Origin of the sequence: Tepidibacter mesophilus (genome assembly GCF_002724055.1) — a bacterium.
Lineage (GTDB): Bacteria > Bacillota > Clostridia > Peptostreptococcales > Peptostreptococcaceae > Tepidibacter_A > Tepidibacter_A mesophilus.
This window is the reverse complement of sequence record NZ_BDQY01000008.1, coordinates 59,585-73,737: the sequence shown is the minus strand read 5'-3', so window position 1 is coordinate 73,737 and position 14,153 is coordinate 59,585. Positions and strand designations below refer to the sequence as shown.

13 protein-coding genes and 5 tRNA genes are annotated in these 14,153 nt (G+C 26.6%); 14 read left to right on the top strand and 4 right to left on the bottom strand.

Annotated features, from left to right (window positions below; all coding sequences use genetic code 11):
* Positions 1 to 288 precede the first annotated feature (288 nt).
* On the top strand, positions 289 to 1,572 hold the full coding sequence (locus Tmeso_RS07235; protein ID WP_099189690.1) for an adenylosuccinate synthase: 1,284 nt from the start codon (positions 289 to 291) through the stop codon (positions 1,570 to 1,572).
* A 132-nt stretch (positions 1,573 to 1,704) separates the two neighbouring features.
* Here the strand turns inward: Tmeso_RS07235 and Tmeso_RS07230 are convergent, their stop codons facing one another.
* The gene (locus tag Tmeso_RS07230) at positions 1,705 to 2,346 is read right to left on the bottom strand and encodes a lactate utilization protein (protein ID WP_099189688.1); all 642 of its coding nucleotides are present in this window, start codon (positions 2,344 to 2,346) and stop codon (positions 1,705 to 1,707) included.
* Positions 2,347 to 2,600: 254 nt separating this feature from the next.
* On the opposite strand from Tmeso_RS07230, the gene Tmeso_RS07225 reads away from it, so the two are divergent.
* Both Tmeso_RS07225 and Tmeso_RS07220 read left to right on the top strand, forming a co-directional pair.
* Complete coding sequence (locus Tmeso_RS07225; RefSeq protein WP_099189686.1) at positions 2,601 to 3,155, top strand: RNA polymerase sigma factor; 555 nt, start codon at positions 2,601 to 2,603, stop codon at positions 3,153 to 3,155.
* On the top strand, positions 3,148 to 3,858 hold the full coding sequence (locus Tmeso_RS07220) for a DUF4367 domain-containing protein (RefSeq protein WP_099189684.1): 711 nt from the start codon (positions 3,148 to 3,150) through the stop codon (positions 3,856 to 3,858). The genes Tmeso_RS07225 and Tmeso_RS07220 overlap by 8 nt, the downstream gene beginning before the upstream one ends.
* A gap of 31 nt (positions 3,859 to 3,889) precedes the next feature.
* Here the strand turns inward: Tmeso_RS07220 and Tmeso_RS07215 are convergent, their stop codons facing one another.
* Complete coding sequence (locus tag Tmeso_RS07215; RefSeq protein ID WP_099189682.1) at positions 3,890 to 4,351, bottom strand: DUF6147 family protein; 462 nt, start codon at positions 4,349 to 4,351, stop codon at positions 3,890 to 3,892.
* A 212-nt stretch (positions 4,352 to 4,563) separates the two neighbouring features.
* Here Tmeso_RS07215 and Tmeso_RS07210 point away from each other — a divergent pair, with 212 nt between their 5' ends.
* From Tmeso_RS07210 to Tmeso_RS07165, 9 genes are all read left to right on the top strand, one after another.
* Positions 4,564 to 5,445: a hypothetical protein gene (locus Tmeso_RS07210; RefSeq protein WP_099189680.1), complete on the top strand. Its 882-nt coding sequence runs from the start codon at positions 4,564 to 4,566 to the stop codon at positions 5,443 to 5,445.
* A gap of 67 nt (positions 5,446 to 5,512) precedes the next feature.
* The gene (locus Tmeso_RS07205) at positions 5,513 to 6,244 is read left to right on the top strand and encodes a hypothetical protein (protein ID WP_099189679.1); all 732 of its coding nucleotides are present in this window, start codon (positions 5,513 to 5,515) and stop codon (positions 6,242 to 6,244) included.
* Between the two features lie 270 nt (positions 6,245 to 6,514).
* Positions 6,515 to 6,781 carry a hypothetical protein gene (locus Tmeso_RS07195; protein WP_099189675.1) on the top strand — a complete coding sequence of 89 codons (267 nt, stop codon included), beginning with the start codon at positions 6,515 to 6,517 and terminating at the stop codon, positions 6,779 to 6,781.
* A gap of 296 nt (positions 6,782 to 7,077) precedes the next feature.
* Positions 7,078 to 7,914, top strand: a complete 837-nt coding sequence (locus Tmeso_RS07190; RefSeq protein WP_099189673.1) for a hypothetical protein — start codon at positions 7,078 to 7,080, stop codon at positions 7,912 to 7,914.
* 294 nt (positions 7,915 to 8,208) lie between these two features.
* Positions 8,209 to 8,284, top strand: a tRNA-Lys gene (locus Tmeso_RS07185).
* A 6-nt stretch (positions 8,285 to 8,290) separates the two neighbouring features.
* Positions 8,291 to 8,365 (top strand) — tRNA-Glu (locus Tmeso_RS07180).
* Between the two features lie 9 nt (positions 8,366 to 8,374).
* A tRNA-Val gene (locus Tmeso_RS07175) sits at positions 8,375 to 8,450 on the top strand.
* A gap of 7 nt (positions 8,451 to 8,457) precedes the next feature.
* Positions 8,458 to 8,534 (top strand) — tRNA-Asp (locus Tmeso_RS07170).
* Between the two features lie 68 nt (positions 8,535 to 8,602).
* Positions 8,603 to 8,674: transfer RNA gene (locus tag Tmeso_RS07165), tRNA-Thr, on the top strand.
* 12 nt (positions 8,675 to 8,686) lie between these two features.
* Here the strand turns inward: Tmeso_RS07165 and Tmeso_RS07160 are convergent.
* A complete protein-coding gene (locus Tmeso_RS07160) occupies positions 8,687 to 9,694 on the bottom strand; it encodes an ATP-binding protein (protein ID WP_099189671.1) in 1,008 nt (335 codons plus the stop codon).
* Positions 9,695 to 9,702: 8 nt separating this feature from the next.
* A complete protein-coding gene (locus Tmeso_RS07155) occupies positions 9,703 to 10,983 on the bottom strand; it encodes a DnaD domain protein (RefSeq protein ID WP_099189669.1) in 1,281 nt (426 codons plus the stop codon).
* 248 nt (positions 10,984 to 11,231) lie between these two features.
* On the opposite strand from Tmeso_RS07155, the gene Tmeso_RS07150 reads away from it, so the two are divergent.
* Positions 11,232 to 12,689 carry a M1 family metallopeptidase gene (locus tag Tmeso_RS07150; RefSeq protein ID WP_242967890.1) on the top strand — a complete coding sequence of 486 codons (1,458 nt, stop codon included), beginning with the start codon at positions 11,232 to 11,234 and terminating at the stop codon, positions 12,687 to 12,689.
* 63 nt (positions 12,690 to 12,752) lie between these two features.
* Positions 12,753 to 14,096 carry a LysM peptidoglycan-binding domain-containing M23 family metallopeptidase gene (locus Tmeso_RS07145; protein ID WP_099189667.1) on the top strand — a complete coding sequence of 448 codons (1,344 nt, stop codon included), beginning with the start codon at positions 12,753 to 12,755 and terminating at the stop codon, positions 14,094 to 14,096.
* The last annotated feature ends 57 nt before the right edge of the window (positions 14,097 to 14,153 follow it).

Genomic DNA, 14,153 nt, shown 5'->3' with positions numbered 1-14,153 from the left:
CAAATATAATAATATATATATATTTGAGAAATAATAAGTTATTATACTGTGGATAAATGTAAATGAGATTGACTAATATGAATATACTTGGATAATCTTGTATACAGTTGTTGATAACCAAAAAAATAAAAATATGAACAAAGATATCCACATTATCCACAGAAAAGCTGTTGATACCTGTGGATTAAATTAGAATCAAAAAAGTCAAAAAGATTGATTTAAATACGTATGTTTGATAGAATAAATAGTAAAGTGTTCGTTATTATATATATGAAGAGGTGATCTTTAATGTCAAGCGTAGCAATAATAGGATCTCAATGGGGAGACGAAGGAAAAGGTAAAATAATAGATTATTTAGCAAGAAAAGCAGATGTTGTAGTAAGAGGACAAGGAGGAAACAATGCAGGGCACACGTTAGTAGTTAACGACAAAAAATATGCACTTCATTTAATTCCTTCAGGAATATTAAACCCTAAAACTATAAACATAATAGGAAATGGTGTTGTATTTGATCCTAAGGGATTTCTAGATGAAATAGAAATGCTTAAAAAAGATAATATAGACACTAAAAATATAAAAATAAGTGATAGAGCACACGTTATATTTGAATATCACAAAAAAATAGATGAATTAGCGGAAAACTCAAGAGGAGATAATAAAATAGGGACTACGAAAAAAGGAATAGGTCCTTGTTATATGGATAAAACAGAAAGATCTGGTATAAGAATATGTGATCTTTTAGATAAAGAAATATTTAAAGAAAAATTAAAAGAACAAGTAGAGAAAAAGAATGAAATAATAGAGAAGATATACGGTGGGGAAACATTTGATTTTGAAAAGTTGTATCAAGAGAACTTATCTTATATAGAAAAAATAAAAGAGTATGTAGATGATACATCAGTAATATTATATAATTCTTTAAAAGAAGGAAAAAAAGTATTGTTTGAAGGAGCTCAAGGAACACTACTTGATTTAGATTTAGGAACGTATCCATATGTAACTTCTTCTCATCCGACATCAGGAGGATTCTGTGTTGGTTCAGGAGTAGGACCAAATATGATTAAGGATGTACTTGGAATAGTAAAGGCTTACACTACTAGAGTTGGAAAAGGACCTTTCGTAACAGAATTATTCGATGCAACTGGAGATAAAATAAGAAAGAATGGAAATGAATTTGGAACAACTACTGGAAGACCTAGAAGATGTGGATGGTTTGACTCTGTAATAGTTAGATATGCAGCAAGAGTTAATGGACTTACATCTATGTCTTTAATGCTTTTAGATGTATTGAGTGGATTTGAAAAAGTTAAAATATGTACAGGTTATAAATTAGGAGATAGAGTTATAACAGAATTTCCAGCATCATTAGAAATGATAGAGAAATGTGAACCTATATATGAGGAGTTAGATGGATGGAATGAAGATATAACTTCAGCTACAACATTTGAAGAACTACCTGTTAATGCTCAGAAATATATTCAAAGAATTGAAGATTTAACAGGAGTAAAGGCTAGTATAATATCTGTTGGACCTAAGAGAACTCAAACTATTATAAGACAAGAATTATTATAGTAATTAAAATAGTTATAAAAACCTAAATTTCGTTTATACGAGATTTAGGTTTTTTGTTTTGATGGGTAATCAAAACATTCTATGAAAATACCGCGAATACGATGATATTTTCATAGAATGTTTTTATAAGGTTTAATACCCTAGTTCTTTGTTTACTATAATCACATGAGTTCTTCCTAAATCTATTTCTCTTTTTATAACTACATATTTATTACAAATTCTGTTTTTACTATTGCAATCTACACAATGTCCTATGTTAGCGCAAGGAGTCTCTTTATTTAACCTTCTAGCATTAGCAGGAGCTGCTAATTCCTTATTTCTCATAATAGCTTCATCTAAATCTCTAACTATTTTATTAACTCCAACTACAACAATAACTTTATCAGGACCATAAATCATAGGAGCGACTCTACTTCCTCTACCGTCGACATTATAAAGTTCTCCATTTTCTGTAATAGCATTACTACTTGTTAAAAATACATTAGAAAAAAAGCTTTTTCTATTGATATCTTTAATTTCTTCTGAAGTTAAATTTTCTTCATATCTATCAAGAAAGTTATAATTTTCATTTCTTAATAAATTTATGACTTCAACTTCAAAAAGTGTCATAGAGCCACCTACAGATACAGTATCTCCTTCATTTATTAACTCTTTTATTTTATTTAAAGCATCCTCTTCAGTTTGAACAAAATAGCCATTAATATTGTTTATTTCTAAGTTTTGAATAGTCCTTTCTACTTTTTTCTTAATAACAAATTTAACGTTTTTATCCATTAAAATCCTCCACTTTAATTTCTTATTTATTAAAACTTACTTTCTATTTAATATTCTTAATATCATTTAAATATTACTTATTTAGATAACATATAAAGTGAAACTTTTTCCGATTTTACTTATATATAAATAGACATCTAATATACACAAAAATTTTAAAAGGTTTTATTTTTTCTATATTATGGTAGATTAAGAATGTTATTGTTAGAAATTCGATATAGTAAAAAATAATGTTCTAAACAGGAGGTCTCAAATTGGCAGTACTAAAAAGTAGCAATAAATCTAGTAGCTTAAGCAAAGATCAAAAGTATATTTTGTATAAAACCTATTATAAAGATGTTTTTAAAACCATTTATTATTTTACAAAGGATAAAGAAGTTTCTAAGGAACTGACTAATGAAGCTTATATTAAGGCTTTTGAAAAGTATGATAATCTAGACGAAATAGATAAGTTTAAGCCATGGATATGTAGGATAGGGCTTAATATAGCTAAAAATTATGTTGTTAGAAATAATAAGATAACTTTAGTAGATGATACTGAAAAACTAAATTTGGTATCTGAAAATATGGAAGATGAAGTAATCGACAAAATACATAAAAAACATATAAGGCAAAAGGTTAGAAATACTATATCAGAATTAGATGTAGAATATAAAGAAATTATATTTATGAGGTATTATAAAGAATTATCATATAATGATATTTCCATAAAACTAGATTTAAATGTAAATACGGTCAAATCTAGAGTAAATAGAGCAAAAGAAAAACTATATAATCTACTTAAGATGGAAGGTGATTATAATGAATAAAAAAGATAGAATGGATGAGTTAATAAAAGAAATTTTAAAAGAAGATGTAGAAGATATACAGATTTCAAATAGTGAAATTGAATTTGAATGGAGAAAGCTACAAGGATTAGAAAAAAGTAAAAAAGAAAATAAACAAAGCTATAAGAAAATAGCCTCAATAGCAGCTATAATAACTATTTCTTTAATGATGGTAAATTCTTTTTCATCAACTCAATCATATTCATGGAAAATATTTAAGCAAAAGAATATAAATAAAAAAACAGAAGGAAGTATAAGCATAGAAGAACAATCTTCTTCACAAGAATTAGAACAAGATCACGAAATAGATAACTCATCTGTTGAAATAAATAATATTGAAGAAGCTCGTAATTTTATAGATTTTGATTTTAGAGAATTACCTTATAAATTAGAAGATGTAATTGTTGAGAATGAGCATACTATTATACTGAATTATATTAATGAAAAAGGAGATGTTGAATTTATTCAAAATCTTGAAGGTGATGAATCTAGTGAAGTAATGACCATGGCTAAACAGTCTACTATACAATCATTCAAAATAAAGGATATAGATTATACATTAATTAATACAAAAGATAGATATTTTAAAATTATATGGTCTTCTTTTGGAGTAAAATATTGTATAACTACAAATTATTCTATAACAAAAGAAGAAGTTATCAATATTATAAACTCATTAAAATAAGAGTAAATCAAAAGAGGGCCTAAGCCCCCTTTTAATTTGCTTTTATTGTTTTTGTAGTATTTCTTTCTGTTTCAGTTGAAGACCCTTCTTTTAATTCATGATAAGATTGGGCTCTATATTTTCCAGAGGAAACAGTATAAGACTGTGAACATCTTATAGAATCTGAATTTTTTTCATTCTTTGATATTGTATAAATATTTTTCCATTTTCTTGAGCTTTCATCATATTTTTGAACATAAATTAAAATAGACACATTATCTACATTATCATATGCTTTTGTATGTCCACTTACCACTAATTTTCCCTTGCTATAATAAAAATCTATTTCGCAATCTGTTGAGGAAATATAATCAGCCGATCTTTTAGAACGATTAATTCGTGTATTTTCTAATTCGATGTTATTACTTTCAGAACTAATCTCTTCGCCAAAACTTACTAAACTAAATGATAAAAAACAAACACTACACAAAATCATTGCAACTAATTTTCTCATAATAAAAATCCTCCTTATTTTTTCTTTCTACAAATAAAGACAAATTAAATTAGAAAAAGTTTCAAAAAAATATAAAAAAAGTGAAACTTTTTTGAATTTCATTTGTCTTTATTTATGTAAAGGATTTTATTAAGTTTTTAAATGGCCATTTGAGACTGAGAATCTTGATTATATAATAACAAAAAATATTTATATGAAAAGAGGTTTTAATATTGAAAAAAACAAAAAGATTAATAAGTTTTGCAATAACTGCATCAATGATATTAAGTTGTAGTTTAATAAGTTTTGCTTCTGATGAATATTATTATAAAGATATAAACAGACAAGAAACTTTATCACAAGATTATATTGAAGATATGAAAAATGCAAAAACACCAGAAGAAAGAGATATAATCGCAGAGAAATATTTTGGAAAAGATGTAGATGAAGAGTACATGGTTGATGAAAATTTAAAAACATCTAGCAGAAAAAAGAGATCTGCATCGTATACATCCCCATATGATGATATACTGAAAAAATCTGAAAGTAAAGTTGAGGTTATTAAAAGAAATACTATGGGAACTGTTATTGATGATACTGGAGTATTGAGTTTATCTACACTTGTAAATACTGGGATTGGCGTAGGAACCGCTTTTGTAGCTCCAGCAAAATCTATAGCAGTTACACTTGCAGGAGCACTAGGATATAATGCTGGAGATCTTTTTGACGAAAAATATCCTGAGATAAAATCAGGAAGAGTTGAAACTAGGGATTCTTATCATTTTTATACATTGCGTGGAAAAGTTAAAGATGTTAAAAAGAAATATTCTACATCGGGTAAAAAGTGGTTAACATTTGCGGATTCATTTAGTGAAGAAAAATTTGTTCATTCAACTTTATTCTTAATAGATAGAAATCAAAATGTAAAAAGCAATGGAAAAGATTATGGTCCAGTATATATAGAAATAGCACCTAACAAAAACAATAAAGAGGTTATTAGACAACAAGCTATAACAGCATATTTTACAGGAGGGTATTATTCAGAAGATTATAAAACCCGCGGTGGATATTCAAGAGAGTATAAGCCAGACATTCCTGGAGTAAGAAGAAAATAATAATTATAGAAATTAATAGAAGTATAATTAATTATACTTCTATTTAATTTTTAGAAAGGATATAATTGTGAAAATAAATAAAAAAATAAAAGTTAAATATATAGTTTTACTAATTCTTATGGTATCTATTGTGTTTTTAGCAGATTATACACAATTTAATAAAAAAATAAATAATTTTATCAATGATAATTATACATACGAACCAATATCAAAAAGTGATTTTTTCAAATTAGAAAAATTTGATGTTCAATTATTTGATGTAGATAATAAAAATTTAAATGATAGTATTTTCAATAGAAATCTAGAATATAGCATATCAATTTCTAACAAAAAAAATCAAAAATTAAAAGATTTTGAATTGACAGCAAAATTAGATAAACAAATGTATTCGTATGTAAGTCTTACAGGAAATTTAGCTAATATACATACGTCTTATATAAATAAAAAACCTACCGAAATCAATATTTCATATAAAATGAATTGTTTAAACGAGGATAATTTAAATGAAAAAGATTTAAATATATTTGAAAACAACTATAAAAAAGTTTATATAGATTGCAAATTTAACTATAAAAACAAAACATATGTAAAACATTATCTAGTACAAGATATAGCGCATGATAAAATAATTAAAAATAAATGTTTAAAATTCATTTTAAACATTAGTTCTCTAATATTTTTTATATGTTTTATTTTTAGTATATATTTTATAATTAGAACAAGAACTATTTGTTTTTTAATAAATAGTTTAATAATCATTGAATTATTGTGTTTTATAAACATTATTATATTCATATAATAATGTTTATAAAACACATATATTATATAGAGAATAGGGGCGTTTTACTATGCATAAATTATTTATTTTAATCACTTTTGCTTTAGGATATAGTTTTTATTTATTAGTCAGATTATATTATAAAAAACACAAAAATTATAATCTTCCTATATTTTTTGAGCGCTACTATGATAATTTAAAAAAAACATATTTGCAAATGTATATTTTCATGATTGGATTGGTAATAGGTGGTATAATTTCATATATTCTATATAAAATTATATTTTAAATTTGTTACTACAGATACTTTACATAAAAGAATTAGAATACAAGTTAAACAATAAAACCAAGAATGAAAGAAAGGCTGGAAGAAACAAAAAGCTATCGAATCAAGATATAGAGCAAATAAAGATGTATTATATTCAAAAGCAAACTATTGAGGAAATAGTACAACTGTTAAATGTAAGAGTTGATCGTATTTATAAAAAATTAAAAAGCAATGAAAAATCAACTAAAAAAGTAGAAAAAATCGATATGTGGTTTAGAACAAAAAAATAATAAATTTATAATAGAAAAAATAGAGTTAGGTAAGCTATTTAAAAGTATTTAAGTTTTAATTATAAAATGGAGAAGCAAGATACTAAAGGGTGCAATTACATATTTTATGTACAACATGAAGATACCAATGATCTAGAAAAAACAGTTTATGATGCAATTGATGAAACGAATACATAAGCTAATATTAGATGTGATTAATGAGGGCTTAGTTTATAAGGAATCATAGCACCAGCCTCACGCATAATAGTTAAGTAAATTTAAAAGAAAGATATATTTTTATGTGGAGGTCTATGGAAATGAATAAATATTTAAAAAAAGCATTTATAATTTTAGCAATACTCTTTATTTGTATGATTACTAAATTTGTTTATTTTAATCTAAATAATAACATTGATTCAAATAATATTATTTCATTACAGAAAAATATAACAGAAAAATGTACAGAATATACAACTATATCGTTGAATGATATTACATCGTTTGAGTGGGAAAAAGTATACTTTTTCGCACCATATAGTTCTAAAAAGGATATTTTTAAGACTATTGGATTTAGGTGTGGCGGTATAACAGAAACAACAAATGAGGGCATGATGCAAATAATATTTGTTAATAAAAATAAAATGGTATGTAATATTTTTGGATACCAAGATACATTTGCTATTAATAGTAGTCAAAAAGTTCTTTTAAGTAGTGAGAAGCCTAGGTTTATTGTAACTAAAATAGGTAAAGAGAATGATAAAATAAGGTTAGATTGGTATGATTCTAATTTGGTACAAAAGAGCATGAGTAATAAAAACATAGTATCTCAAAACAAAGTTGGAGTTTGGAAAAGTGAAAGTAAAATAAGGGATAAAAACAATATAATAGAAAAATCAAACGAGTTTATAGTTTCTAAAGAAGGAATTGTTGTGGGATTTATGATTTATAATGAATTTGAAAAAAGCACAGGTAATTTTATTAATCAATACTATAATTCATATGTAGGTTATTTGAATGACAATGATATTAAATGCAAAACTGAAAAAGACAATCAGAATTTCGAATTAAAATTTGATAGAAATAAATTTGATGGAAATATAAGTTTAAGTGGAAATACAAGTAAATTAAATGGACATTATATTTTTACTAAATAAGAGGTAGTAATAATATGTTAATACAGTTACTTTTCGACTAAACAAATAGGTATTTTATAAAATTTTGGATATATTCAAACAGAAAATATATTTAAGAATAAGACTACGAATACTTAAATTAACATAAATAATCTAAAAAAATAAAAAAATAGGAAAAAGTGTTGACATATGTAGAAAAAGCTAGTATTATATATACTTGTCAGCAAGAAAAAACACGACCTATTAGCTCGGTCGGTAGTGGTACATTAAGTACTAAGACTAGGCTGATTAATAAAGCAAACTAAACAATATTTTGACCCATTAGCTCAGTCGGTAGAGCACCTGACTTTTAATCAGGGTGTCCCGCGTTCGAGTCGCGGATGGGTCACCAAAGCATGGCCCCTTGGTCAAGCGGTTAAGACACCGCCCTTTCACGGCGGTAACAGGGGTTCGATTCCCCTAGGGGTCACCATTAATAATTGGGCTCATAGCTCAGCTGGGAGAGCACCTGCCTTACAAGCAGGGGGTCACAGGTTCGAGCCCTGTTGAGCCCACCAATTATTTGGCCTGGTAGTTCAGTTGGTTAGAATGCCAGCCTGTCACGCTGGAGGTCGAGGGTTCGAGTCCCTTCCAGGTCGCCAAATAATTCAAAGAATAAGCTCATAGATATTAAATATCTTTGAGCTTTTATTATATAAAAAACTATCATGCTAGTGTGGCTCAACGGTAGAGCAGCTGACTTGTAATCAGCAGGTTGTAGGTTCGATTCCTATCACTAGCTTCAATAAAAAAACTAAGGATTTTTAATCCTTAGTTTTTTATTTTCCCATCTTAAATCTTCTCCGATAAACTTTAAGAATGTATAGTGAGATGATATTCTAGAGAATATTCTATCTGTATAGGTATTAGCTATTTCCATAGGAGATAGATTGGTAGATATTATAGTTTTTTTTCCATGTATTAATCTTGAGTTTATTACATTAAAGATCTCACTTATAGTGAAGGCATTTGTCATCTCAGATCCTAAGTCATCTATAATTAAAAGATCACATTCAAATAATAATCTATAGTTTCCTTTATCTTCATAAGTATGGTCTTTTTCAAATCTATAATTTTTAAGAATCTCGATTATATTATAAGATGTTTCATAAAGAACTGTATAACCTTTATCTAGAAGTTTTTTAGCTATACAGCTACACATGAAGGTTTTCCCAACTCCTGTTGGACCATAAAACAATAAATTTTCCTCATTATCTTTATTAAAGTTTAAAGTAAAGCTTTCGCAATCAGTATTTATCTTAAGCATGTTTTGTTTTTGAGATAATCCCTCAGGAGGAATTATTTCATCTTGAAATAAATTTATATCGAATGTATCGAAATTTTGCTTTTTAATAAGATTTGAAAAATTAGAAATTTTATAAGCATCCTTTAGAAGCTCTTTTTTAAGACACTCACATTTTGATCCATCATTAGTAAATCCTTTATCCTTACATTTATAACAATTATAATGCATTTGAAGATAATCAAGTGGAACTCCATTTTGTTTTAATATATCTTCTTTTTGTTTTTTTAAATTATCCATGTCTATTTTACACTTTTGGACTATTTCTTCTCTATCATTTTCATTCATCAATACAGCTTTACTTAAAGATAGCCCTACTTGAAATATTTTATCGTCTATCTCTTTGATTTGAGGAATCTTATTATATACTTTATTTTTTCTCATTTCTAAATCTATTCTAGCCTTATCTCTATTGTTTTCGTATTTTATAAATACATCTCTTAATTTATTATTATCCATATAATCACCTACTTAAATCTATTTTTTTGATTCTCTAAAATCATTCTTTCAAGTTCATCTGGTGTATATTTAGACGTTCTTTGTTCAAAGTTATGAAGCTTTGTTTTAGGAGAACTATAAGACTTAGGTTCATATTTTGTCTGTTTAACCTCTTGCTGAGTTTGTTCTATAGTTTTGAATCCTTTTTTATTCCAATCATTTAAAATAGCATCAATATAGTTTATAGATGGATTAGAAGTATTCTTTGACTTAGAACAAGCATGTAATACTAAGTCTATAGGAATATTCATATCATCTACCCATTTATCCATAGTTCGGACTTCCTCTTTAGAAGGTTGTTTTTTAAATCCTAATGATTCGAATATAATTTTATATATCTCTAGTCTTTCTGAGCGTTTTGAATCATAATCGATTATATCCTGATAAGATTTAAATCCTTTTTCATTCCAGTTTTTAAGTATAGCATCTATATAAGATATAGTAGGATTTGAAGTATTCTTAGATTTGGAACAAGCAAAACTTATTAAATCATTAGAAAATTTAAATTCGTCAATCCATTTATCCATGATTCTTCTTTCTTCCATAGTAGGTTCTCTATAAAAACCTAGCTCTTTAAAAACTTTTTTGTACAAACCAAATCTCTCTGTATTTTTTGCAAAGTATTGTTCTAAATCTTCAATCGTATATATCTTATTGTCATACCAATTTCTGATTATTCCTTCTACGTATTTTATACTTTTTATCCCTCTTTTTTGCTTAGAGTAGGCATAAGCACTTTTTATCATATCTGGTCCCATATTGTATCTATCCATTATATCTAATATTTGAATTTTTTCATTTGGAACTAAAGGTCTGCTTATAATTTCATTTATATAATTAAAAAGCTTAGTTATATTAGGATTTTGAGTTACAGATATAAGTTCGTTCGGTGTTGTTCTTTCTTTTTTAGGATCATTAGTTTTAATAATATTTTCTATATATAATTTCTTTAAATTTAAAAACTCAACTGAATAATCCCATTGTTGATCTTCTTCTTTAAAATGTTTTTTTATTATTTTTTTATCTTCCCAAAAATCCCAAGCTGATAAAACATCTGATAGAGGTATATTTAAATTCTTTGCCAAGGTATGATTTGATACTTCTGCCTTTGATGCATCAAAGGCATATTTATAAGCTAATAAATAAATTTTTACGTATGTACCATTAGCCATTGGCATAAATATATCTATAAATATATTATCAATAGGAGTATCTCCTAAATCTATTTCATTAATTTCTTTAAAAAACATAAAATCACCTCGGATTAATTATATCACAATAAAGAGAAACTTAATTCAGACGGAATTTTCTTTCGACTGAATTTTTAACTGAGCCAATCCAGAAACTATTAAGTTCTTAGCTCTAACATTAAAAATATAGAACTTTAGAACTTTTAGCTTTCGGATAAAGCGAAACTTAATTAAGACAAAATTTTCACTTTGGATGAAAAAGGGTCATAGAACTTTAAGTTTTCAGTATTACAAAGGGGGTAGTATTCTTGTTAGTTATTTTAAACAAAAAAAAGCTTGTTAAGTTATTTATTGTATTATTTTTATTCTTTTCTATAATTACGTGCTTTGAAAACATAGATCTTCAAGCATTCAAAGGAGAAAAAAATGATAATTTAAATTCGTACACTATAAATGCATCTTTTGATGATAAGTCAAATATATTAAGTTGCAGTCAAAATGTAGTATATGTAAATAATACTCAAAATAATTTGAACGAAGTATATTTTCATATATATCCTAATGCATTCTCTAAAGAGGAATATGCACCATTTACCAAAGATGAATTAAAAGATGCATATCCAAATGGATTTAGTAAAGGATATATAAAGATTAAAGACATTTTAAATGATAAAAAAGAATTAGACTATTCTATATCAGGCGAAAAAGAAGATATATTAATGGTTAAATTAGGCAAAGAATTAAAGGCTGATGAAAAAATAGATATATATATAGAATATGATGTAAAATTACCTAATTCAATAGGTAGATTTGGTTATGGAGATAACACTATAAACATCACAAATTGGTATCCAATAGCGTGCGTATATGACGAAAGAGGATGGAATAAAAAGGGATATGAAAAAATAGGAGACCCTTTTTATAGTAATATAAGTAATTTTGAAGTTAGTATAAATATGCCAAATAAGTATAAAATAGCATCAACAGGAGTAATAAAAACTAAGAAAAAATCCAATAATAGAAATATCTTCAAAGTAGATGCTAAAAACGTAAGAGATTTTGCTTTTATATTAAGTGATAAGTTTTCTATATTATCGACTAATATAAAAGATACAAACATATATAGCTATTTTTTTGATGATAAATATGGAAAAGAAGCTTTAGAGGTAGCTAAGGATTCTTTGGTAGTATTTAATGATTTATTTGGAAAATATCCTTACAAAACATACTCAGTTGTAGAGTCAGATTTTTTTATAGGAGGAATGGAGTATCCTAATCTTGTAATGATTGATAAAAGTCTTTATGATCAAAATTCCAAGTTTTATCTTGAGTATGTGGTTGCGCATGAAACAGCGCATCAATGGTGGTATTCATTAGTTGGAAATGACGAGATAAGTGAGCCATGGCTTGATGAAGCTTTAACTGAATATTCGACAATACTATATTTTGAACAAAAATATGGGAAAGAAGTAAAGGATAGATTAATAAAGAATATGAAAGTTAGAACTATAACTAAACAGAACAAAAATATATTCAAAAGTACTACAGAATTTGATAATTCAATAGATTACAGCTTATGCGTATACAGCAAAGGAGCTCTTATGATAGACGATATAAGAAAAAAAGTTGGAGATGATGTATTTTTTGACACATTAAGGAAATACTATAATGAAAATATTTATAAGAATGTTACAAGCTCTCAATTTATGAATATGTGGGAAAAAGAAGGTGTTAATACTGAAAAAATAATAAATGGAAACAATTAACTTGAAAGATGAAGGGTTTGTTTGATATAATGTAGGGGTAACTGTCTTGAAAGGAGCCTACTTATGAATAAGCTAAACAATATACTTAAGAAAAAATACTTACTTCATTACATAGCTTTATCTATAACTATAATGACTTGTAGTGTATTATATTTTGCGACTTTATCATATGAAGTAAGCATAGATGGAAAAGATATAGGTATAGTTGAACGTAAGAAAGATGTGTATCAATTAATAGAAAAGAAAAAATCTAATATAAAGAAAGAATTTCAAAAAGACGTTAAAATAGATCAAGAAATAGTATTTACTAAGTGTAGGGTAGGAAAAGATAAGATAACATCACCAGAGCAATTTAATGAAAACTTAAATGAGGTTATAGATCTTACCATACAAGCTTATGCTATTAAGATACAAGGAAAAGAAATAGTATATGTAAAAGATAAAAAGTCTGCAGAAAATGTCTTAAATAGAATTAAAGAAGAACATAAAGAAGGAATAGAAGATGTAAAGGAAATAAAATTTGTAGAAAAAGTAGATTTGGCAGAGAAAGATATAAAAATATCTAAGCTAAAGAATGAAGAATCTGCTTATGAATACTTATTAACAGGCACAGATGATGTACGAAAATATACAGTAAAAGATGGAGATAATCTATGGAACATATCTAGGAAATACAATCTGAATATAGATGATATTGAAAAAGCTAATCCTGAAATAGATATAGAAAAATTAGATATAGACCAAGAAATCAATATAACTATTCCTAAATCATACTTAAATGTAAAAGTAGTCAATTTAGCTTCTTATGATGAAAGAATACCTTATAATACAATATATGAGGAGACGGAGTCTCTTTATAAAGGAGATAAAAAGGTAAAGGCCGAAGGTAAAGAGGGGTCTAAGAAAGTAATTGCAGAAGTTACTAGAATAAATGGACAGGTAGACTCTACTAATATATTAGAAGAAGAAATAGTTGAAGATGTTCAAGATAAGATAGTATTAAAGGGAACAAAGAATAAGCCTACTTATATAGCTTCTGGAGCGTTTTCTAACCCTACAAGGGGAACACTATCTTCAAAATATGGGAGAAGATGGGGTAAAAATCATACTGGCATAGATATAGCCGCTCCTAAAGGAACGCCTATTAAAGCTTCTGATGGTGGAACTGTAGTTTTTTCTGGTACTCAAAATGGATATGGAAAACTTATAATAATAGATCATAATAATGGGTACAAGACTTATTATGGACATTGCAGTTCGCTAGTAGCTAGTAAGGGCCAAAAAGTTGCTAAAGGTGATATTATAGCTAAGGTAGGCAGCACAGGAAGGTCTACTGGAAATCACTTACACTTTGAGGTTAGGAAGAATAATGTACCATTAAATCCAAGTGGATATGTTAAGTATTAAAGCTGTTGAAATTCAACAGCTTTTTTTAATACACAAATATAATATATATAGATAGGG